General features: G+C 66.1%; 25 protein-coding genes. 13 read left to right on the top strand and 12 right to left on the bottom strand.

The genetic code is table 11. The features are described from left to right. Positions 1-340 precede the first annotated feature (340 nt). Positions 341-679, bottom strand: coding sequence for a HesB/IscA family protein (locus AC1PLA_RS08670; protein ID WP_016904198.1), 339 nt, complete (start codon positions 677-679; stop codon positions 341-343). Positions 680-886: 207 nt separating this feature from the next. Between AC1PLA_RS08670 and asnS the strand changes: the two genes are divergently transcribed. From asnS to AC1PLA_RS08645, 5 genes are read left to right on the top strand one after another with little or no spacing between them, the layout of a single operon-like run. Beyond that, a complete protein-coding gene (asnS, locus tag AC1PLA_RS08665; protein ID WP_039511777.1) occupies positions 887-2281 on the top strand; it encodes an asparagine--tRNA ligase in 1395 nt (464 codons plus the stop codon). Position 2282: 1 nt separating this feature from the next. Then, positions 2283-2537, top strand: a complete 255-nt coding sequence (locus AC1PLA_RS08660; RefSeq protein ID WP_481105988.1) for a hypothetical protein — start codon at positions 2283-2285, stop codon at positions 2535-2537. Then, positions 2534-2839, top strand: a complete 306-nt coding sequence (locus tag AC1PLA_RS08655) for a hypothetical protein (RefSeq protein ID WP_481105987.1) — start codon at positions 2534-2536, stop codon at positions 2837-2839. Before AC1PLA_RS08660 ends, AC1PLA_RS08655 begins: the two co-directional genes overlap by 4 nt. Then, entirely contained in the window at positions 2836-3162 is a 327-nt protein-coding gene (locus AC1PLA_RS08650) for a hypothetical protein (protein ID WP_024939855.1), read from the top strand. Before AC1PLA_RS08655 ends, AC1PLA_RS08650 begins: the two co-directional genes overlap by 4 nt. Position 3163: 1 nt before the next feature. Further along, entirely contained in the window at positions 3164-3799 is a 636-nt protein-coding gene (locus AC1PLA_RS08645) for an FMN-binding negative transcriptional regulator (protein ID WP_481105986.1), read from the top strand. Between the two features lie 116 nt (positions 3800-3915). Here AC1PLA_RS08645 and AC1PLA_RS08640 read toward each other — a convergent pair whose 3' ends face one another. The 8 genes from AC1PLA_RS08640 to AC1PLA_RS08605 all read right to left on the bottom strand — a co-directional run bounded on the left by AC1PLA_RS08640 (position 3916) and on the right by AC1PLA_RS08605 (position 9568). After that, a complete protein-coding gene (locus AC1PLA_RS08640) occupies positions 3916-4629 on the bottom strand; it encodes a LuxR C-terminal-related transcriptional regulator (protein WP_052767946.1) in 714 nt (237 codons plus the stop codon). 375 nt (positions 4630-5004) lie between these two features. Beyond that, a complete protein-coding gene (locus AC1PLA_RS08635) occupies positions 5005-5874 on the bottom strand; it encodes a hypothetical protein (RefSeq protein ID WP_179465034.1) in 870 nt (289 codons plus the stop codon). Between the two features lie 168 nt (positions 5875-6042). Then, positions 6043-6786: a hypothetical protein gene (locus AC1PLA_RS08630; protein ID WP_481105985.1), complete on the bottom strand. Its 744-nt coding sequence runs from the start codon at positions 6784-6786 to the stop codon at positions 6043-6045. A 219-nt stretch (positions 6787-7005) separates the two neighbouring features. Then, positions 7006-7479 (bottom strand): hypothetical protein, encoded by a 474-nt coding sequence (locus tag AC1PLA_RS08625; protein WP_481105984.1) that lies wholly within the window; start codon positions 7477-7479, stop codon positions 7006-7008. Then, positions 7480-7740 (bottom strand): hypothetical protein, encoded by a 261-nt coding sequence (locus tag AC1PLA_RS08620; RefSeq protein WP_016904187.1) that lies wholly within the window; start codon positions 7738-7740, stop codon positions 7480-7482. It abuts the gene before it with no gap. 47 nt (positions 7741-7787) lie between these two features. Then, a complete protein-coding gene (locus AC1PLA_RS08615) occupies positions 7788-8408 on the bottom strand; it encodes a DUF2589 domain-containing protein (RefSeq protein ID WP_039511773.1) in 621 nt (206 codons plus the stop codon). 50 nt (positions 8409-8458) lie between these two features. Further along, a complete protein-coding gene (locus AC1PLA_RS08610) occupies positions 8459-8989 on the bottom strand; it encodes a DUF2589 domain-containing protein (RefSeq protein ID WP_039520615.1) in 531 nt (176 codons plus the stop codon). Between the two features lie 42 nt (positions 8990-9031). Beyond that, positions 9032-9568 carry a glycoside hydrolase family 108 protein gene (locus tag AC1PLA_RS08605; RefSeq protein WP_039812660.1) on the bottom strand — a complete coding sequence of 179 codons (537 nt, stop codon included), beginning with the start codon at positions 9566-9568 and terminating at the stop codon, positions 9032-9034. Between the two features lie 156 nt (positions 9569-9724). Here AC1PLA_RS08605 and can point away from each other — a divergent pair, with 156 nt between their 5' ends. From can to AC1PLA_RS08565, 8 genes are all read left to right on the top strand, one after another. Beyond that, positions 9725-10387, top strand: a complete 663-nt coding sequence (gene can, locus AC1PLA_RS08600) for a carbonate dehydratase (RefSeq protein ID WP_104574135.1) — start codon at positions 9725-9727, stop codon at positions 10385-10387. Positions 10388-10472: 85 nt separating this feature from the next. Next, positions 10473-11003 (top strand): 3-hydroxyanthranilate 3,4-dioxygenase, encoded by a 531-nt coding sequence (locus AC1PLA_RS08595; protein ID WP_115510854.1) that lies wholly within the window; start codon positions 10473-10475, stop codon positions 11001-11003. Between the two features lie 199 nt (positions 11004-11202). Beyond that, a complete protein-coding gene (locus AC1PLA_RS08590) occupies positions 11203-13344 on the top strand; it encodes an FUSC family protein (protein ID WP_481105983.1) in 2142 nt (713 codons plus the stop codon). Between the two features lie 34 nt (positions 13345-13378). Continuing rightward, the gene (gene kynU, locus AC1PLA_RS08585) at positions 13379-14650 is read left to right on the top strand and encodes a kynureninase (protein ID WP_166768239.1); all 1272 of its coding nucleotides are present in this window, start codon (positions 13379-13381) and stop codon (positions 14648-14650) included. 172 nt (positions 14651-14822) lie between these two features. Continuing rightward, positions 14823-16190, top strand: coding sequence for an FAD-dependent oxidoreductase (locus tag AC1PLA_RS08580; protein ID WP_481105982.1), 1368 nt, complete (start codon positions 14823-14825; stop codon positions 16188-16190). Positions 16191-16296: 106 nt separating this feature from the next. Next, positions 16297-17742, top strand: a complete 1446-nt coding sequence (gene sbcB, locus AC1PLA_RS08575) for an exodeoxyribonuclease I (protein ID WP_481105981.1) — start codon at positions 16297-16299, stop codon at positions 17740-17742. Further along, on the top strand, positions 17739-18425 hold the full coding sequence (locus AC1PLA_RS08570; protein ID WP_024940671.1) for a DUF2461 domain-containing protein: 687 nt from the start codon (positions 17739-17741) through the stop codon (positions 18423-18425). The genes sbcB and AC1PLA_RS08570 overlap by 4 nt, the downstream gene beginning before the upstream one ends. A 124-nt stretch (positions 18426-18549) precedes the next feature. Further along, complete coding sequence (locus tag AC1PLA_RS08565; RefSeq protein WP_481105980.1) at positions 18550-19116, top strand: DUF2939 domain-containing protein; 567 nt, start codon at positions 18550-18552, stop codon at positions 19114-19116. A gap of 67 nt (positions 19117-19183) precedes the next feature. Here the strand turns inward: AC1PLA_RS08565 and AC1PLA_RS08560 are convergent, their stop codons facing one another. From AC1PLA_RS08560 to AC1PLA_RS08550, 3 genes are all read right to left on the bottom strand, one after another. Further along, complete coding sequence (locus tag AC1PLA_RS08560; RefSeq protein WP_481105979.1) at positions 19184-19927, bottom strand: spermine/spermidine synthase domain-containing protein; 744 nt, start codon at positions 19925-19927, stop codon at positions 19184-19186. After that, positions 19924-20889, bottom strand: a complete 966-nt coding sequence (locus AC1PLA_RS08555) for a 5'-nucleotidase (RefSeq protein WP_102584340.1) — start codon at positions 20887-20889, stop codon at positions 19924-19926. Before AC1PLA_RS08555 ends, AC1PLA_RS08560 begins: the two co-directional genes overlap by 4 nt. A 177-nt stretch (positions 20890-21066) precedes the next feature. Further along, positions 21067-21843 (bottom strand): NAD kinase, encoded by a 777-nt coding sequence (locus tag AC1PLA_RS08550; RefSeq protein ID WP_016902458.1) that lies wholly within the window; start codon positions 21841-21843, stop codon positions 21067-21069. Between the last annotated feature and the right edge of the window lie 158 nt (positions 21844-22001).

Below are 22001 nucleotides of genomic sequence, written 5' to 3'. Positions count from 1 at the left end.
CAAGGATTCCCACCCGGAACCGGGCAGGAAGCAAGAAAGTATGGCAGTTCAGGCGCTTAGCCGCAACCGGGCCGAGCCAGCGGCCGAGCCTAGGAACGTGACATCTGCGCGGCGACCGCTTGAGCCCCTCTCCCCGCCGGGGCGATAAGGCACCGCTTGCGCGCGTACCTTGGAGCGCCCGCGCCGCAAGCGCGGGCCGGGGCGTGGAGCGGGGGTTGGGGTGAGGGTCCGCGGCGAAGCCACTGGTGACGTCTAACCGCGCGAGGCTTCGCCCCTTACCTTCATCCGCCCTTCGGGCAGCTCCTCCCGCAGGGAGAAGGAATAGCGCGCACCAGCGAGCTCAGCGATGCTCGGCTTCGGTCGTAAAGCTCTCCCCGCAGCCGCACTCGGCAGTCGCGTTGGGATTGCGGAAGGTAAAGGTCTCGCTCAGGCCGTGCTTGCCGAAATCGATGCAGGTGCCGTCGACCAGCGGCAGGCTGACCGGGTCGACGAAGATGCGCACACCCTCCTGCTCGAACACCGCGTCGTCGTCGCGTTTCTCGCGCGCCAAGTCGGTGACATGGCCCCAGCCCGAGCAACCGGTCTTGGTCACGCCAAAGCGCAGACCCAGCGTCCCCGGGGTCTGCTGCACGAAACGCTGCACGCGCTCCAGCGCGGCGGGGGTGAGGCTGATGGCCATGGGGGATGCTCCGGAAACGATGGTGGCAAGTATAGCGAGGCTGCAATCACCGGGGCTGCAGCCGCTGCGACGCCGTGTTCCCCAGATGGGGCCATGTCCGGCCTTGGACAAGCGCAACCACCGGCAAGCGGTTCAGATGCTCGCGCCAGCGCGCCCGCAGCCAGTAAACTCGCAGACCATTCAAAGTCGCTACGGCGAGGACAAGTCATGACGGTGGTCAGCGTTGAACATGCGCTTGCGGGAAAACTCCCGGAAGGCGGCGAAGTCACGGTACGGGGGTGGGTGCGCACGCTGCGCGGATCTGCCGGACTGGCCTTCATCAACGTGACCGATGGCTCCTGCTTCGCTCCGATCCAGGTAGTGGCCAACGACACCCTGCCCAACTTCGACGAGATCAAGCGCCTGACCAGCGGTTGCTCGCTGATCGCCAAGGGCGTGCTGGTGAAGTCGCAGGGCAAGGGCCAGTCGTTCGAGATCCAGGCCAGCGGCGTGGAGATCGTCGGCTGGGTCGAAGACCCGCTGACCTACCCGATCCAGCCCAAGCCGATGTCGCCGGAGTTCCTGCGCGAAGTGGCGCACCTGCGCCCGCGCACCAACCTGTTCGGCGCGGTCACCCGCATCCGCAACTGCCTGGCGCAGGCGGTGCACCGCTTCTTCCACCAGAACGGCTTCAACTGGATCAGCACCCCGATCATCACCACCTCCGACGCCGAAGGCGCCGGGCAGATGTTCCGCGTCTCCACGCTGGACATGGTCAACCTGCCGCGCGATGCCAGCGGCGCGGTGGATTTCAGCCGCGACTTCTTCGGCAAGGAAACCTTCCTGACCGTGTCCGGCCAGCTCAACGTGGAGGCCTACTGCCTGGCGCTGAGCAAGGTCTACACCTTCGGCCCCACCTTCCGCGCCGAGAACAGCCACACCACGCGCCATCTGGCCGAATTTTGGATGATCGAGCCGGAAATCGCCTTTGCCGATCTGGCCGAAGACGCGCGCCTGGCCGAGCAGTTCCTCAAGTACCTGTTCCGCGCGGTGCTCGATGAGCGTGGCGACGATCTGGCATTCCTGGCCGAGCGCGTGGACAAGAACGCGATCGCCAAACTCGAGGCCTTCATCAATGCCCCGTTCGAGCAGATCGACTACACCGAGGCGGTGAAGCTGCTGCAGAACTCGGGCAAGAAGTTCGACTTCCCGGTCGAATGGGGCCTGGACCTGCAGACCGAGCACGAGCGCTGGCTGACCGAGGAACATATCGGCCGCCCGGTGGTGGTGACCAACTACCCCGAACACATCAAGGCCTTCTACATGCGCCTGAACGACGACGGCAAGACCGTCGCGGCGATGGACGTGCTGGCGCCGGGCATCGGCGAGATCATCGGCGGCAGCCAGCGCGAAGAGCGCCTGGATGTACTGGATGCACGCATGGCGCAGTTCGGCCTGGACCAGGAGCACTACAGCTGGTACCGCGATTTCCGCCGCTACGGCTCGGTGCCGCATGCCGGCTTCGGCCTGGGGTTCGAGCGCCTGGTGGTTTACGTGTGCGGGCTGAGCAACATCCGCGACGCCATCCCCTACCCGCGCGCGCCGGGCAGCGCCGAGTTCTGATGTGAGCCTGCTGGCCGCCGCCACGCTGCAGTTGCTGGCCTTCGCGGCGGCGTTGCTGGGCGCCGGCATCGCCGGGGTGCGCGGCGTCCGGCTGGAGCAGCTGGCAGCCGCACATCCAGGTGCCAGCGCATGGTGGCAGGGTGATACGGCACGCAGGGCGATCATCCACGCCGTGCGTCCGTTATGGTGGACCATCACTGCGCTGGTGATCGGCGCAGCACTTCCCCAACTCGCACTGATGCTGGCGGGCACATGACCCTGTTCTTCGCATTGTGTTTTGTCGGTGTGGCGGTTGCCGGCCTCACCGCCTTGCTGATCTTCTGGCCGCTGACGCTAGTGCACCTGCGCGACCGACATCCCGAGGCGCTGGCCAGCTTCGGCGAGCCGGCCTTCATCAGTCCTGCGGCGCTGTGCTGGTTGCTGGCGCGGCGCTACCGCAGCCATCGCGACAGTGCGCTGTCCGGCCTGGCCACGCCGGCCTGGCTGTCGCTGCTGACCATCTTCTTCGGCCTGGGCATGGCAGCCCTGCTCGGCCTGCTTTCCAAGGTAATGCCATGAATACACCGCAAGACACCGCTCATGACGACCACGATTCGTGGTGGCTGGCCACGATTGGCCGCACGCTGATCTGGGCACGCCTGCGCGTCAAGCAGGCCGGTACCGCCGAAGTCCTGGACAGCGACGGCAAGATCCTGCCCTACGACAGCGAGGACAGCGCCCGCGCGGCCTTGTTCGATGCCGAATTCGTCGCGCTCGACGGGCTGGACGAAGAAGACGCGCTGATGCGTGGCTTCTCGCTCGACGAAGTGTCGCCGCCGCGTGGCGACGACGATGCCGACCTGCGCGAACGCATGGTGCTGACCCTGGGCGGTCGCGCCTGACATGTACGCCCCGCGCGCATTCGCGCAGACCGATCTGGCACTGCTGGACTGGCTGATCGCGCGCGACCCGTTCGTCACCATGATCAGCCACGGCGAGGACGGACAGCTGGCGATCTCGCATCTGCCTGTGCTGTACCGACGCGATGCGCAATCCGTGGTCATCGAAGGCCACTGGGCGCGCCCCAATCCGCAGGCACGCAGCCCCGGCGATGCGGTCCTCGTGGTGCAGGGTCCGCACGCCTATGTGTCGCCCAGCTGGTATCTGGACAAGGAAGCGGCCGCACGTGTGCCGACCTGGAACTACGCCGTGGCGCATCTGCATGGACGCTGCGAGCAGGTGAGCGATGAGGCAGCGCTGGGCGAGCTGATCGGCCGCATGAGCACCCACTTCGAACAACGCGTCGGCAGCGACTGGCTGTTCGAGATGGAACGCGACAGCCACCGCCGCCAGTTACGCGGCCTGGTCGGCTTCCGCTTCGTTCCGAGCCGCATCGAGCTGACCTTCAAGCTCAGCCAGAACCACCCCGCCGCCAATCAGCGCAGCGTCAGCCAGTTTCTGGCACAGCAACCCGACCAAGCCTCGAACGCGATCGCAGCGTTGATGCAGGCGGCCATGGACGCCAATCCGACGCGCTGAGATGGCAGCAGTTGCACATTGGAAAGACGGATCACCAGAGGGTTGGGACGCGTCGGCCACATTGTCGGCCGACGCCGGCGTGCCTGGCACCCTATTTCCCCGAAGGCTAGTGCAACTCAGCCAGCCCGGCGCGATCGCTGCGGCACAAGCGCCTCACAGGGATCGCTGCCACAGCCGGATGCGGGGTCAAGCGGAGAAAGTCCTTGCGCGATTGCATAGCGGGTGAGCTGGGCAATGCTTTGAATATTGAGTTTCAACATGCAGTTTTCACGATGCGTGCCTACCGTTTTCACGCTCAAGTGCAAGCGCGTGGCGATCTGCCTGGTCGACAGGCCTTCGGAGTAGAGCTGCACGATTTCGCGCTCACGTGAGGTCAGCCGGGTATACGCAGAATCGTCTTTGGCGGCTCGACGCAGTCCTGCGATCAACGAACGCGACATCTGCGGACTGATATAGATCTGATCCTGACCAACGAGTTGAATCGCACGCAGCAACTCGGCGAAGGTACTGGTTCGCGCCAGATAGGCTTTTGCGCCAGCTTCGAAGACCGCGCTGGCACGCATGCAGGCGTCGGACGGAGCAATGCAGATTGCCCGGCTGCCGGGACTGCGTTGAATCAAACGTCGCGTCAGATCGATGCCATTGAGGCCAGGGAGCAGGACATCCACCAGGACGATATCCGGCTGCTCTCTGGCAGCGATCTGCAGACACGCCAGTCCGTCTTCGGCATGCCCCACCACTTCGAAACCCGGAACCTTTTGCAGCAAAGCGACCATGCCTTCCACGAGGATGGTGCGATCAGCAGCGACGACGATACGTGTCTTCATCATTCCCTCGGTTACACGAATGGGGACCGCGATGTGCAGCGGCATTCGAGCGGCGCGCTGCAGCGAATCGACAGATGCTCGGCAGGAGCACTTGAGCGAGCTTGTCATACGCTCACCTCGGCACCATCGGTTCTGGACTGATTTGGCGACCGTCAAATGCTGGTTTGCACAACGGTGTAGATGTCGGTGCGACGCAATGACGGGTAGGTTTGCCTGAGGTGTGTTACGCACGTTGCACCGGAGCCGAAGCGGACTGCGCCGCTCCGGACCAACCCACACCGCCACCGAATGCTTGGCACCCTGTGCCAGACATCGTTTCTGCATAAGACTGCCGATAAAAAACGAACGCGGTTCCAGCTGCAGCTCAACCGCGAAAGATTACGAATCGCCGGACATCACCTGCCTGGCAAGGCCGGCCAGTTGCTGACGCACCTGATCCAAACGCGGGTCCGCTTCCAACTCGCGTTGCAGGTCCAGCAGACCTGCGGCAAGTTCGCCACGCGCGCGGATGCCTTCGGACTCGACCGATGCGCGCTGAGACTGGATCGCTGCAGCGGCGTGTTGGCTGGAATCGCCGCGTACGACCGTTTCCATGACATCGACCATGCGTTGCAGCAGGCGATAGACGGCACTTGCCGAAAATCCGCCCATCATCGCCAACGCGGGTTTTCCGAACGCGCCCAGGCTACTTTCGGCAAAGAGATCCTCCGGCAGCAACTCCACCAAGATCAGACCGGCGATGAGGCCCAGAATCATGCGCGCGGCATAGGAAGAATCGAATCGCGGATCGTACGTCGCGTCGGCGACGTAACGATGGGCCTGGAACAGGGCGGAAAACGCTGCGCCAAGCCCGGCACAGGCCAGGATGAACATCACATTCCAGCCCAGCGTGCTGCCCGAGGAGTCGAGAAATCCCAGCGCGATGTTCTGCTCGTTGACAAGGCTGGACATCGCCAGCCCGACCACTGAGGCAAGGCAGCCGACCGAGCTTAAGGTCAAGGTGCGGATCAGCGGAATTGGACCGAGCCAGCGCAAAAAGCCACCGCGTAAGCGCTCCCGCTCGATCAGCACCACCGCTTGCGGCGTTGCGGGTTGGATCGCGCGAACCAGCTGTCGGTGCAGAGCGGCCAGTTCGCGCGCGCCAGCTTCGCCATGCAGGGAGGTGCCAGGCGTCACCCGTAGTTCCGCCAACCGGCCAGGCAGATCGGGCGACATTGCCAACCCCTGCTTTAGCGCATACGACACCATGGCCCGACATTCGAGCTCCAGCTGTTCAAGCACGCTGGAGAAGACCGGCCCGGTGAATCCTGACGACGAGACGGACTGGGCCACCGCGCGTCGCCGCAGGCCGACGCGCATCCTGGTTCGCTTCCACATAAGTGATTCCCAACATGCAGGCGCGCATCCAGCCCGACCTCAGGGCATCCGTTCGAACAGCGTCGTATCGCGCTGACCTTTCACAACAAGAGCAAGCTCTGCGCTGCCATCGTCGCGAATCCGCAGACTGGCTTGGCCATCGCTGAGCTGGCGGCAATAGCCCCTATCGTTGGCCCCGACCCAGGCATTCAACGCGCCTGCCGCACGCCCGGCATAGCGCAATTCCACCTGGCAGTCGCGGGGGGCGCCATAGCGCAGGCGACCGAGCACGTCTCCCGGGCGGACTGTGGTCGCCACGATCTCCAGCTGGGCGGAAATCAGGCCCGCCCCGCGCCAGCGCCCCGCTTCGGCCAAACCTGCGCTGCTCTGATCCAAGGCAACGACCAACGGCGAATCGTGGCCGGGCAGCGTGAGTTGCATGCCGGACGTCGCACCCTCCGTCACCTCAAGCTGGGCGCGGCCACCGGCTAGCGCATCGCAAAACCTGCCGCCATTGCGAGACAGCAGCGCGTAACCGTCCGGCTGCGCTCGTAGCTCCAGCGCACAATTGAAAGGAGGTCCAAACCGCACGTCCGCCGTTTGGGTGCCGTCGGCTCCCACCGCGCGCCCGCTCAGGCGAACATAAACCGGGCCGGCACCGCCGCTGGCGGACAGGATTCCGCGCCAGTCACCTGTCGGAATGCTACCAGCCGGAGCGGCCTGTACTGCGCTCAACGAAAGACACAAGGCCAGTGCTGAGGTGATGCGGAGAACGTGACGTCGATGATGAGGTTGGACAGACATGAGAAAGCTCCGATAAGAAGTTGGACAGGATGGAAAGATCGATCAAGCTGCTGCTCAGCACACCGGCTGCAGTAATTACCAGAACTGCAACCAAGCAGATGATGAAGATGGGCCGCCGCCGGTACCAAGACCGCCGGCAGAGAGCCGCATGCAGGGCCGCCACATCGGTTCCCAGCCGCTCGGCGAGCGCGCGGGCATCGGCGTCTGACAGCAGCAACCTCACGGCACCGCTCCGGGACCGGAAGATGGCACGTCCACGAACGGATGAAGCGTCCATTCCTTCAGCGCGATGCCATCGAACCAAAGCACGCCACGCGGACGCTCGCTGCCTTGATAGCCGATTTTCAGCGCGTGGCTTGGCGTACGGCTGCGTGGCGGCGCGATACGCAGCGCCAGTCCGGGAGCGCCGTCGCTCTGCGTGACCGGCTCTATTTGCACTTGCAGCGTCAACGAAAACTCGCTGATTTGCGATAGCCGCAGCGCACGCAATTGGCAGACCGGAATGGACAGCAGGGTCTCCATTTCGCCCTGGGCCGTTCCGTCATCATCCATGCAGCGAACCTGCATGCTGCAGGCGGCCACCGCAGCATCCACCAGTGCGGCGTGGCGCTGGCGGCATCGCTGTTGCGCTCGTCGGACGGCCTGGTCGAGCAGCTCCACGAAGACGTCCAGGGAATAGCTCGCGTGTGCCATCTACGACTCCGTCAGCCAGATCGGCTTGCGCTTGAACCCCACGTGGTAGCACAACCATTGCAGTACCACCTGATGCTCGCCCAGCTGCACAATGGTGAAGCTCTTCTCGATCCCGAGAATCGTTCCCCTGGGCGCTTCGCTGAGGCAGCGATTGAGCAGATGCTGCGCGGCCTCGACCTGCTCAGCGGTCTGCATCTTTGCCGGGTTGTCGCTGCCGACGACGATGCGCTTGATGTAGCTCACTTCTGACAAATCGATCATCGGCAACGACTCGGGTGATAGAAAGGTGCAGGACTCAACAGCGACGCTTACGGCACCGGGACAGGCGCAGTGACTTTACGTGGCGCTGCGGCGGTCTGCAGGATGTCGAGCACGCGCGACAGCCCTTCGGGGGTACCACGATCTTCGGCGTGCAATGCGACGTGATACTTGGCCGAGTTATCGGAAGAGCGCGTGTTTTCCTTGTGGCTGGACACCGACCCCTGCACGTTGACCTTGGCCTTGAACACGCCCCAGCCGACGCTTGCCTCCAAATCCACCTTGAGGCTCTTGTCTTCGGCTTCCTTTTCCGAAAACGAGGATTTGACTTCCATGTCGAAGGTCACGTCCACGGTCTGAATGCTCAAATTGGGAACGTTGACCAAGGTCAGCAGCGGCACGACGATCTCGACTTCCTCCTCGGCCATCCCGGTACCGCTGGGGTCTTCGACCGGGCGCTTGAACTTGAACTGCGCGGTCCGCGTACCGCCGTTTCCGTTGGGATCGGCAGCAGGGTCGGTCGGCGGCAGAAAACCGATGACCTTGATGAAGTCTGCGGTGGCGCGGGCCAGCATGACCTGCGCATCGCAGGCTGCACGCAACGGGGCGCCGATCAGGTCCGCCATCGGCAGGCCCTTGAACTGGTCGGACATATTGACAATATCGCTCATGGTGTTCTCCTGAAGAGTGGTTGTTTGAAAAAAAATCGATGACGGCGGGATCAATCGCCCTTGACCGTCTTGAACACGCCTTGCGACTGCGCAAGGCGATTGATGAGACGTGCCACGCCTTCGGTCGGCTCGCTGCCTTCCACGCGTAACACGACATGCACCGCACTGTGCCGCGCACTTTTTGCATTGGAGCCGAGGTCGATGCCGATCTGGCCGGGCAGCGCTGGCGGCTTGGGATGCCAGTCATCCACTGCGGCAGGAACCGCCAGCGACGCCGGCAACGCGGCTTCGTCCAGTTCGCTGAGCTCGCCGAGTTGTGCATCGAAGCTGATCTCTACGTCCTTGATGCGCAGGACGTTGGACGACACCAGCGGCAACAGCGGTGCGCGATACAGGTCTTCGTCGTTCTCGCCCGCTTCCGGGTGCTGCGACGGCAAGCGGATCAGAACGCTTCTGGGACGGTTGTCCTCGTCAAAGAACGCGCCCAGGTTAGCCATCTGGTGCTGTTCGATCCGGTCCTGGGCGTCGATAACTGCCCCGGCCAGCGCTTCGATCAGATCATTGAGGGAGATTTGCGCCATGTTGGGCTCGTTGGTCGGAGATGTCGCGGGGACGGTGACGGCTCAGACCGCGCTGGGGAAGCTATCCACGCGTGCCAGCCACCCCTTGAGAAACTTGCCAAGCGCCGGTCGCGCGGCGACCAGTCGCTGGTAGTAGTCCTTGCGGCCGACCCTGTAGCGTGCATACAGGTCTTGCTGATTGCTGGATGCCAGGGCGGCGAAGGTCGCCGGTCCCATCCGTCCGTCCACCACCAGCGCGCCGCCGGTCTGGGCGTTGAGCACGGTCTGCAGCAGCTTGATCGCGTTGCCGCCGGCGTTGACATAGAAGTCGAACAAGATGTTGGCCAACGGCTGCAGTGCGATCTGGTCGGCGCGTAGCCGGTCCCAGTACTGCGTCTTGTAAATGACCCCGGCCTGGGCATCGGTCAATGCACGCAGGTTCGCCAAGCTGGGCTCCACGCCCAGCAAGTTCTGGGCGCAGGCCTTGAAGGTCAGCAGCGTGATGCCTTTGTTGGTGGCACCGCCCGGATCGGCGGGGTCGTTGACGAAGCCGCCCTCGTGCTTGAGCAGGGTCGGAAAAAACATGTTGAAGTCAGCCATCGGCGCCACCTGTTGAATTGATCGGTGGCGCCAGTTTCCGCATCGGTGCAATAGCGGGACATCGGCCCTTCACCGATACTACGAAGCCTGAAAGCTGATTCATCCCGGTCCCCGACAGGGGGCCACCAACACTGCGTTTTCTGGAATACTGCGCGCATGAACGAGCTCAACCATTTGCTTGAAAACAACCGTGCCTGGTCCGAGCGCATCCGCCGCGAGGACCCGGAATTCTTCTCCAAGCTGTCCACCCAGCAGACGCCCGAGTACCTGTGGATCGGCTGCTCGGACTCGCGCGTGCCGGCCAACCAGATCATCGACATGGCACCGGGCGAGGTGTTCGTCCACCGCAACATCGCCAACGTGGTGGTGCATACCGACCTGAACTGCCTGTCGGTGATCCAGTTCGCCGTCGACGTGCTCAAGGTCAAGCACATCCTGGTGGTCGGCCATTACGGCTGCGGCGGCGTGTTCGCCAGCCTGACCCAGAAGCGCATGGGCCTGGTCGACAACTGGATCCGCCACGTCACCGATGTGGCCGACAAGCACGAGGCCTGCCTGCACGAGGCGGGCGACCTGCCGGTGCAGCACGCGCGCCTGTGCGAGCTCAACGTGCTCGAGCAGGTGGTCAATGTCTGCCGTACCACCATCGTGCGCGACGCCTGGGACCGCGGCCAGGCACTGCAGGTGCATGGCTGGGTCTACAGCCTGCGCGACGGACGTGCGCACGACCTGGGCATGTCGATCGACCGCCCGGAGCTGCTGCAGGAACGTTACGACGCCGCACTGGCGCGCATCCAGGCCGATCACGCCGAACGCTGAGCCGCACCCGCACGCCATCCAGCCGCGGCGCCCATCGGCGCCGTCGGTTGGCTATGCTGGACGTCTTCTTTGCCGAGGAACGTCGATGCTGGTCCCGCCGATCAACCTGCAAGCCTGGATCGAGCAACACCGCCACCTGCTCAAGCCGCCGGTGGGCAACAAATGCATCCAGCAGGACGGCTTCATCATCATGATCGTCGGTGGGCCGAATGCGCGCACCGACTATCACTACGACGAAGGCCCGGAGTGGTTCTTCCAGCTCGAAGGCGAGATGGTACTGAAGGTGCAGGACGAAGGCGTGGCACGCGACATCCCGATCCGCGCCGGCGAGATCTTCCTGCTGCCGCCGAAGGTGCCGCATTCGCCGCAACGCGCGGCTGGCTCGATCGGCCTGGTGATCGAACGCGAGCGCTTGCCCAACGAGCAGGACGGCCTGCAGTGGTATTGCCCGCAGTGCAATCACAAACTGTACGAGGCGATGTTTCCGCTGCAGGACATCGAAACCGATTTTCCGCCGGTGTTCGATCATTTCTACCGTTCGCTCGCGCTGCGCACCTGCAACCAGTGCGGGCATCTGCACCCTGCGCCGGAGCGCTATGCCACTGTCGAGGCATGAGTGGGCGATGGCCCAGCCAATTCCAGGCACGCGTCGCACAGGTCTTCGAGCGCGCTCGCTCGGCGGTGGCCATCGGCGCGCCGCCGCGCCCTCGCAATGCCGCGCAACGCAATGACGATGCAGCTGTGCGCAGCGCGCCGTGTGTCGGGCGTGTGCACGCGCCGCAGCCGCGCTGTGCGCCCGCGTTGAACCCCATGCCATGCTGCGCACGCTGATCGACCTCAAGCCGCGCGACGTGCCATTGCGCGTTGCGCTGCGCAACACCGCCGCGGTAGTGCTGCCGCTGGCGGTCGGCGTGGCCACCGGGCATGTCGCCGCCGGTCTGGCCGTGTGTACCGGCGCGCTCAACACCATGTTCACCGACCAGCCCGGCCCGTATCGCGCGCGCCTGCAACGCACGCTGATGGCCGCGCTGGCAGCGGGCCTGGCCACGTTGCTCGGCATCTGGGTCGGCCACAACACGCCGGCATTGGTGATCGCCGGGTTGCTGCTCGGCCTTGGCGGCGGCTTGCTGGTGGCACTTGGCCCGGTAGCGGCGCGGGTGGGGCTGACCAGCATGATCCTGCTGGTGGTCAGCGCCGACATGCGCCTGCCGGTACAGCAGGCCGCGGGCGTGGCGGCGTTGATCTTCGCCGGCGGCCTGCTCCAGGTAGTGCTGGCACTGGCGGCCTGGCCACTGCAACGCTATCGCCCGGAGCGCTTCGCGCTGGCCGACCTGATGCGTCAACTGGCCGGCATCGCACGCCAACGTCCGGAAGCCAGCGCCCCGCCACCGGCCACCCAGGAAGTGCTCGATGCGATGGTGATGCTGCATGGCGAGCATCGCTCGCGTGCGATCGCCGTGCAGAGCTTCCGCATCATCGCCGAGCTGTGCGAGCGCGTACGGCTGGAGCTGCTGTCGCTGGCCGATGTCGATACCCGCCTGACCGACTCGCAGGCGCGCCCGGCGATCGAGCGCGTGCTCGAACGCAGCGCCATCGTGCTGGAACAGCTCGCGCATGCGATGACGGTGGGCGAAGACCCGCTCGCCGCCAATGCCTCGATGACCGGCTTCGACGATCTGGTCGCCGCACTGGCGCAGTTCCAGCACGACAACGCCGATACCCGCGAGCGCCGGCTGGTGCGGGTGGCGGTGGCGCGCGCGCAAGGCCTCGGCGGCCAGCTGCGCGCCCTGATCCGCAACGCGCATTGGGCCAGCAGCCGTGGCGAGATCCAGGCGCAGCTGGCCGAAGCGCGCCTGCCGGCGGCCCTGCGGCCCGCAGCGACCTGGGCCACGCTGCGCGCGAACCTGGATCTGTCCTCGGTGGCGTTCCGGCATGCCTTGCGCTGCGGCGTGTGCCTGGCGCTGGCCATCGCCTTCCAGCGCTGGCAGCAGATCCCGCACGGCTTCTGGATTCCGATGACCACCGCCATCGTGCTCAAGCCGGATTTCGGCGGCACTTTCAGCTTCGGCGCCTTGCGCGTGACCGGCACCTTCGTCGGCCTGCTGGTGGCGACCTTGCTGGCGCACCTGGCGATGGACGGCGCCAGCGTCCGCCTGGCGTTGCTGGCACTGTTCTGCCTGGGCTTTCGCCTGCTGACGCAGGTGAATTACGGCATCGGCGTGGCGTTTCTGACCGGCATGCTGGTGCTGCTGCTGTCCTTCGAAGGCGTGGCACCAGGCGAGGCCATCGGCGCGCGTCTGCAGGCCACGGTCGCCGGCAGTGCCTGGGCGTTGATCGCCTACGCGGTGTGGCCCACGCGCGAGCGCCGGCATATCCGCGCGTCACTGGCGCAGTTGCTGAGCGCCTACCGCGATCATCTGCGCAATCTGCTGCTCGGCAGGATGGAGGATCTGGGCGACACCCGCGCTGCCGCACGCGTGGCGCGCACCAACGCGCAGGCCTCGATCGAACGGCTGCGCGGCGAGCCACGCAGCCGGCGCAATCTGCACGAGCTCAAACTCGCCGAATCCTTGCTGGCCAACGGCAACCGGCTGATCCGCGCCACCCTGTCGCTGGAGGCGGTGCTGCGCGACGGCCATCCTCTGCCTGCGCTGGAAGCGCTGCCCGCCTTCGCGCAACAGGCCGACCAGGCGCTGTCCGAGCTGATCGCCTGCCTGGTCGACGGCGGCATTCCCGCCGCGGCCACCTTGCGCAGCGCCGAGCGCCAGCTGTCCGATGCATTGGCAGCCCTGCCCGACGGCTCGCCCGCCACCGCCGCACTGGCCGACACCATCGACCGCATCACCGACAGTATCGGCACCCTGACGCATCTACTGCGCCCTGCCCGGCCAGCCTCGACCACCGCTGCAGCCGAGGCGGCGGCGGCGCATGACGGCGCACACGGTGCCGGCGGGTAAACTGCGTCACTGACCTGCGTTGCGAGCCGTGATCATGACCGACCTGCTGTCCCGCGCCCATGCCGTTGCCCTGGACGCCGCCGACCCGCTGCGCCACCTGCGCGATGACTTCGTGTTCCCGCAGCATGCCGGCCAGGACCAGACCTATTTCGTCGGCAATTCGCTGGGCCTGCAGCCGCGCGGCGCACGTGCGATGGTGGCCGAGGTGCTCGACCAGTGGGGCGCGCTCGCGGTGGAAGGCCACTTCACCGGCCCCACCCAGTGGCTGACCTATCACCAGCTGGTGCGCGATGGCCTGGCGCGCGTGGTCGGTGCGCAGCCCGGCGAAGTGGTCGCGATGAACACGCTGAGCGTCAACCTGCATCTGATGATGGCCAGCTTCTACCGGCCCACGCCCGAGCGTGGCGCCATCCTGATCGAAGCCGGCGCGTTTCCGTCCGACCGCCATGCGGTGGAATCGCAGCTGCGCCTGCATGGGCTGGATCCGGCCACGCAACTGATCGAAGTGGAAGCCGACCAACCCAATGGCACGGTATCGATGGCGGCGATCGCCGATGCCATCGCACGGCACGGTCCGCGGCTGGCGCTGGTGCTGTGGCCCGGCATCCAGTACCGCACCGGCCAGGCCTTCGAGCTGGGCGAAATCGCGCGGCTGGCACGCGCGCAGGGCGCGATGGTGGGTTTCGACCTGGCGCATGCGGTCGGCAATATCGCGTTGACGCTGCACGACGACGGCGCAGATTTCGCGGTGTGGTGCCACTACAAATATCTCAACGCCGGCCCCGGCGCGGTGGGTGGCTGTTTCGTGCACGCACGCCATGCCAACAGCGACCTGCCGCGCATGGCCGGTTGGTGGGGACACGAGCAGCAGAGCCGCTTCCGCATGCAGCCGCAGTTCGTGCCCTCGCCTGGCGCCGAAGGCTGGCAGCTGAGCAATCCGCCGGTGCTGGCGCTGGCGCCGTTGCGTGCGTCGCTGGAGCTGTTCGATCAGGCCGGCATGCCGGCGCTGCGCGCCAAGTCCGCACAACTCACCGGGCACCTGGAACAGCTGATCCACGCCCGCGTGCCGCAGGTGCTACAGATCGTCACCCCGGCCGAGCCGGCGCAACGCGGCTGCCAGCTGTCGTTGCGGGTGGCCGGTGGCCGCGCGCAGGGGCGCTCGCTGTTCGAGTACCTGCAGTCGGTCGGCGTGCTCGGCGACTGGCGCGAACCGGACGTGATCCGCATCGCACCGGTGCCGCTGTACAACCGCTTCAGCGATCTGCATCGGTTGGTCGAACAGGTGGAAACCTGGGCCAGCGCCTGAGCACACGCGGCACAGACTGTGCCATCGACCAGATCGGCGCGGGGACCGGAACCGGCACACGCGCACGTACACTCCGAACCCGCACCTGGCTGACCGCGGCAGGTGCCGTTGCCAGCCATCCCCGTTCTCCCCCTTCGCCGGCACTTGCGTCCGGCCGCTGCCGGATACCGCATTGAGCGCAGTCTCTCCCCGTTCCCTGACCTTGATCGGCGCTGGCCTGGCCGGTTGCCTGCTGGCCATCCTGTTGTCGCGTCGCGGCTGGCAGGTCACCGTCTACGAGCGCCGCGGCGATCCGCGCATCAAGGGCTACGAGTCCGGCCGCTCGATCAACCTGGCGCTGGCCGAGCGCGGCCGCTATGCGCTGCGCCAGGCCGGTGCCGAAGACGCGGTGATGGCCAAGGCGGTGATGATGCGCGGGCGCATGGTGCATCCGTTGATCGGCGAACCGCAGCTGCAGCGCTACGGGCGCGACGACAGCGAAGTGATCTGGTCAATCCACCGCGCCGCGTTGAACGTCGCGCTGCTGGATCTGGCCGAACGCGCCGGCGCACGCGTGCATTTCTATCGGCGCCTGCACACGGTGGACTTCGATGCCGGCTATGCGCGCTTCATCGACGACCGCGACGACCAGCCGCACGAAATCCACTTCCAGAGCCTGGTCGGCAGCGATGGCGCCGGCTCGGCCTTGCGCGCGGCGATGCAGCGCAAGTCGCCGCTGGGTGAACGCACCGAATTCCTAGATCACTCCTACAAGGAGCTGGAAATTCCGCCGCTGCCGGGTGGCGGTTTCCGCATCGAAGGCAATGCGCTGCACATCTGGCCGCGCGGGCGCTACATGTGCATCGCGCTGCCCAACGACGGTGGCACCTTCACCGTCACGCTGTTCCTTCCCAATGCCGGCGAGCCCAGCTTTGCCACCACGCGTACCGGCGACGAAGCGCTGGCCCTGTTCGCGCGTGATTTTCCCGATGCCCTGCCGCTGATCCCGCAGCTCAAGGAGCATTGGGAAGAACATCCGCCCGGCCTGCTCGGCACCCTCACCCTGGACCGCTGGCATCTGGGCGGCCGCGCACTGCTGATCGGCGACGCTGCGCACGCGATGGTGCCGTTTCACGGCCAGGGCATGAACTGCGCGTTCGAAGATTGCGTGGCGCTGGCAGAGCAGCTGGATGCGCACGAGGATCTGGAAACTGCGTTTGCCGCGTTCCAGGCCGCACGCCGTGACGACGCCGCAGCAATCCAGCAGATGGCGCTGGAGAATTACCTGGAGATGCGCGACCGCGTCGACGATCCCGATTTCCTGCTGCAACGCGCGCTCGAACAGCAATTGCAGGCGCGCTGGCCCACCCGTTTCGTGCCGCATTACACGATGGTGACCTTCCTGCGCACGCGCTACTCGATCGCCCTGGCGCGCAGCGAGATCCAGCGTCAGATATTGGTCGAGGCCACGCGCGGGCACAGCGACCTGTCGCGCATCGACTGGGCCGCGCTGGAAGCGGTCGTGCATGCGCGCCTGCAGCCGCTGGAAGGCGCGCACTGATCCACTCGCACAGGCCGGCGTCAGCAGGCGTAGGCGCGGATAAGAGATACTAGGCAGCACTGGCGGCGCCCTGCGCAGTGCGCCGCGGATCTGGATTTCATACGGCATGCCTGACAGCTTTCTCTTCTACGACCTGGAAACCTTCGGCCAGGATCCACGCCGCACGCGCATCGCACAGTTCGCCGCGGTGCGTACCGATGCGCAACTGCGCGTGATCGAAGAGCCGATCAGTTTCTATGTGCAACCGGCCGACGATCTGCTGCCCTCGCCGTACGCGACCATGGTCACCGGCATCACCCCGCAACACGCACTGCGCGAAGGCGTGAGCGAGGCCGAAGCGTTCGCACGCATCTCCGAGCAGATGAGCCGGCCGCAGACCTGCACGCTGGGCTACAACTCGATCCGCTTCGACGACGAGTTCGTGCGCTGCGGGCTGTTCCGCAATTTCTACGACCCGTACGAGCGCGAGTGGCGCGGCGGCAATTCGCGCTGGGACCTGCTCGACGTGTTGCGGCTGGTGCATGCGCTGCGCCCGGATGGCATCGTCTGGCCGCAGCGCGAAGACGGCGCCACCTCGTTCAAGCTCGAACACCTGGCCGATGCCAACGCAGTGCGCGAAGGCGACGCGCACGAGGCGCTGTCGGACGTGTACGCCACTATCGGCATGGCGCGCAGGTTCCAGCAGCATCAACCTAAGTTGTGGAACTACGCGCTGCGCCTGCGCGACAAGCGCTTTGCGGCGACGCTGCTGGACGTCATCGCGATGCAGCCGGTGCTGCATATCTCGCAGCGCTATCCCGCCTCGCGCATGTGCGCCGCCGCGGTGCTGCCGTTGACCCGCCATCCGCGCATCGACAGCCGCGTGATCGTGTTTGATCTGGATGGCGACCCTGAAGTGCTGTTGCGCCTGAGCCCGGACGAGATCGCCGACCGGCTGTATATCCGCGCCGCCGACCTGCCCGAGGGCGAGCAGCGCATTCCGCTCAAGGAAGTGCACTTGAACAAGTCGCCGGCGCTGGTGGCCTGGCAGCATCTGCGCGCAGCGGATTTCCAGCGCCTGGGCATCGACCACGACGCGGTGCTGGCCAAGGCTGCACGCCTGCGCGAACTCGGCCCTGAACTGGCCGAAAAAGTGCGCCAGGTGTACGGCAACGAGCGTGCTGCGGCGCCGGCGGTCAACGATGCCGATGCCTCGCTCTATGACGGCTTCCTGGCCGAAGGCGACAAGCGCCTGCTGGCGCAGGTGCGCGCCAGTGCGCCGGCCGAACTGGGGGCACTGGAGTCGCGCTTTCGCGACCCGCGCCTGGTCGAGTTGCTGTTCCGCTACCGCGCGCGCAACTGGCCGCAGACGTTGTCGTTCGAAGAGCAGGAACGCTGGAACGTCTACCGTCGCCAGCGCCTGCTCGAAGACCGTGGCCTGGGCGAGGTCACGCTCGATCAGTTCCATGCGCAGATCGCGGATTTACGGCTTGCTCACCCCGACGATGCTACCAAGCAGTCCCTGCTCGATCAGCTCGCCGCCTGGGGTTTGGACCTCCAACGCACGCTATGACCACCTATTTTTCCGACGCCAGTTTCAAGTTCCTGCGCGCACTGGCGCGCCACAACGACAAGACCTGGTTCAACGACCACCGGCATCAGTACGAGGCGCATGTGCGCCAGCCGTTCCTGCAGCTCATCACCGACCTGCAGCCGGCCCTGGCCGAGGTCAGCGAGCACTATCGCGCCGACCCCAAGACCCAGGGCGGCTCGCTGTTTCGCATCTACCGCGATGCGCGTTTTTCCAACGACAAATCGCCGTACAAGAACTGGCAGGGCGCGCGCCTGTTCCATGAGCGCCGCCGCCAGGTGCCGGCGCCGTCGTTCTACATCCATCTGCAGCCGGGCGAGAGCTTCGTCGGTGCCGGGCTGTGGCATCCGGAGCCGGACACCCAGCGCAAGCTGCGCCAGTTCATCTTCGACAATCCCGCCAACTGGAAAGCGGCCGCCTACGAACCCAGACTGCGCCGCAAGTTCGCGCTGGACGACAGCGAGAAACTGGTGCGTGCACCGCGCGGCTTTCCCAACGAGTTCGAGTTCATCGACGATCTCAAGCATCGCAACTGGGCGTACCTGCGTCATCTCGACGATGCCGTCATGACCGGCCCGCGCCTGCGCCAGACCATCGAGGCCGACCTGGTGGTGCTGGCGCCGTTCGTCGATTACCTGTGCGCCGCGCTGGATCTGGAATTTTGATGGATCGCGCGGCGCCGACAGCCATCGACGCGGCGCCGGCGATCGGCATACCGGAGCGATCTCTCGCTGCGCGGCGCTGTGCATCGCTGCGTCTTGCACCAACCACCGCGATGGACTGCACACCATGAACAAACGCTGGTTGCTGTTGCCTGTACTGGCCGTGCTGCTGCTTGTCAGCTATGTGGTTGCAGGCCCGTACCTGGCCATTCGCGGCATCAGCCAGGCAGTCGCCAATCGCGACGCCGCGCAGCTGGAACGCCATGTGGATTTCCCCACCCTGCGGGTCAACCTCAAGGCGCAGCTGGACGATTACCTGGTCCGCCAGGCCGGCAGCCGCATGCAATCGAGCCTGCTCGGCGGGTTCGCCCTGCAGCTCGCCAGCGGCATCAGCGGTGCCGGCGTGGACACGCTGGTCACGCCGCTGGGCATCGGCGCGCTGCTGCAAGGCCATAGCGTGTGGAATCGCGTCACCGGCGACACCGTCAGCCCGGACACCTATGCGGCGCCGGCGCCGGCGCGTCCGCTGCAAGGCGCCGAGCAGCGCTTCGAATCCACCCGCCGCTTCACCGCCACCACCCGCACCGCGACCGGAGCGCCGGTGGTGTTCGTGCTGACCCGCCAAGGGCTGCGCTGGCGGCTGACCGACATCCAGTTACCGCTGGCAGATGCGGAAACTCCGCTGCCCCCATGACCGCGCGCCTGCGAGCGCGGTCGAAGTGTTCTCCTTCGCAGGCTGACGCCACGCGCCCGACAGCGGCTCACGAAAACCGCCAGGCCCGCTCCATCCACGCTGCCTGCAGCCGCAGCATCGACGGCCGCAGTTGCCGGCGCGCCAGCCACGGCAACGTCGCCAGCGCCTGCTCCGCAGTGCCCGGCGTGCGTTTGCCGTTCCAGGCATACAGCAACTGGTTGCGCGGATCCGGCTCGGGCAACAGCAGCACCCGCCCATCGAATACCTCGCGCAGCGCGGCCAGATGCCCGGCCAGCGGCACCTGGAACAGGTTCAGCGCCAGCACACCGCCGGGCGTCAGCGCAGCGCGGCAATTGGCGTAGAACTCGGGCGTGCACAACGCCGGTGGGATGCCATCGGCATCGTAGGCATCCAGCAGCAACAAGTCGTAGCGCCCGGCACGCGTACCGATCCATTGCGCACCGTCGCCATGCGTAACCTCAAGCCGTGCATCGTCGCGCGGCACGCCAAACGCATCGCGCAACGCCAGCACCTGCGCATCGGCATCCACCGCCTCGATGCGCGTGCTGCGCAGATACCGGTGGCAGAACTTGGCCTGCGCGCCGCCGCCGAAGCCGATCAGGCCGATGCGTTCGGGCCGCGGCTGCAGCCATAGCGCCGCCAGCATGCCGCGCGTATACGGCAGCATCAGCCGGTACGGCGCCCAGCGCGACATGCGGGTCTGCACGGTGTCGTCGGCGAAGTACAGCTCCAGCTGGCGCCAGCTGGAGCGCAGCGCGGCGCGTCCGGCCGGCTTCGGTGCCTGGCTCACCTGCCCGGCGGATCGTTGGCCACGCCATGCGGCACGTGGCCGGCCGCCACGTGCTGGTGCTGGCGCGCACTGTCGATGTTGTGCTGCGAATCGTCGAAGAAGATGTCCGCGCCGAACGCCTCCAGGAACGGCCCCTTGTGCCGCCCGCCGAGGAACAGCGCCTCGTCCAGACGCACGCCCCACTCGCGCAGGGTGCGGATCACCCGCTCGTGCGCCGGCGCCGAGCGCGCGGTCACCAGCGCGGTGCGGATCGGCGAGGCCTCGCCCGGCGGGAATGCCGCCTGCAGCGCATGCAGCGCCGACAGGAAATTGCGGAACGGCCCGACCGACAACGGCTCGCGCGCACGTTCGCGCTCGTGGCGCCCGAATGCCTCCACGCCCTGCTCGCGCGAGATGCGTTCGCTCTCGTCGCCGAAGATCACCGCATCGCCGTCGAAGGCGATGCGCAGTTGGGTCGACAGGCGGCTTTCGTCGTTGTCCACGATCGCCGCGGCGGCCTCGGCGCGTTCGCCCGGCGCGCGCGGCATGATGGTCGCCGCCGCAATGCCATGGGTGAGCGCACGCCGTACCGACTCCGGGTTGGCCGACAGGAACAGGTCGGTGCCGAACGGCTTCACGTACGGCCAGGTCGGCTGACCCGAGGTGAAGGTCGCCCGCACGATGCCCAGGTTGTAGTGCTGGATCGAATTGAAGATGCGCAGCCCGGTGTCGGCGGAATTGCGCGACAGCAGGATCACTTCCACACGCGGGGTTTCTTCGGGCACATCGTGGTTGAGCGCCAGCAGCTTGCGCACCACCGGAAAGGCGACGCCCGGCTCCAGGATGTCGTCCTCATGCTCGCGCTGGAACGCCGAATACGCCTCCACGCCATCGGCCTCGAACAGCGCATGGCCTTCTTCGAGATCGAACAGCGCGCGCGAGGTCACTGCGACGGTCAGGAGTCTTGGGGAATTATCGGTCATTGGGGCGGGGATTCGGGAGTGGGGATTCGGGATTGGTCAGGAGCAGGGATCAGGGAGTTTCAAATTCGGGACCGGATCATTCATACCGCAGCGTACTGTGCCGACAACATCGCGTGCGCTAGGTGGCACGCTGCTGCCGTTGCCAATCCCCAATCCCCACTCCCCAATCCCCGCTCCTCAAACCGCAAACTGTTCGCTGAAGATGCGTTCTTCCAGATTGTGTTCGGGATCGAACAGCAGCGTCACCTGGCGCTGGGTGGATTCGCGGATGGTCACTTCGACCACGTCGCGGATCTCGTGCGAGTCGGCGGTGACGCTGACCGGGCGCTTGTACGGGTCCAGCACGCGGAAGCACACTTCGGTATCGGCCTTGAGGATGGCGCCACGCCAGCGGCGCGGGCGATACGGGGCGATCGGCGTCAGTGCCAGCGTGTGCGAGCCCAGCGGCAGGATCGGCCCGTGCGCGGAATAGTTGTAGGCGGTGCTGCCGGCTGGCGTGGCGACCATGACACCGTCGCCGATCAGCTCGGCGATGCGGGTCTGGCCATTGAGATCCACGCTCAGATGCGCGGCCTGGCGGGTCTGGCGCAGCAGCGAGACCTCGTTGTAGGCCAGCGACACCGTGCTGGCACCGGACTCGGTCTGCACCTGCATTTCCAGCGGGCGCAGGTGCGCCGGTTCGGCACGTTGCAGACGCGCGAGCAGGTCGTCCTCGTCGTCGCGGTACTGGTTCATCAAGAACCCGACCGAGCCCAGCTTCATGCCGAACACCGGCTTGCTGGCAGCGCCGTGCCGGTGCAGGGTCTGCAGCATGAAGCCGTCCCCGCCCAGGGCGCAGACGATGTCGGCGGTGTCCAGCGCATGATCGCCATAGCGCTGCACAAGACGCGCGCGCGCGGTCACCGCCGGCTCGGCGTGACTGGCGAGAAAGGCAATCCGGGGTGGTGCGGTCATCGTTGACTCCAGAGCATGCGAATCAGCATACCGCAGCGCTGTGGTGGGCTTGTTGGCTGGCCGCCCCGCCCTCGCCTGTGCGGCCGCACCTGCGCCTGCGCGATCGGGCGCCACCGGTGACACGGCGCGCGGCAGCGTAACGGGCGCGGCAATCTCGC

The sequence above is a fragment of the Xanthomonas sp. NCPPB 1826 genome (assembly GCF_056725285.1).
The sequence above is the reverse complement of the archived record's forward strand: the minus strand, read 5'-3'. Positions and strand labels throughout refer to the sequence as shown.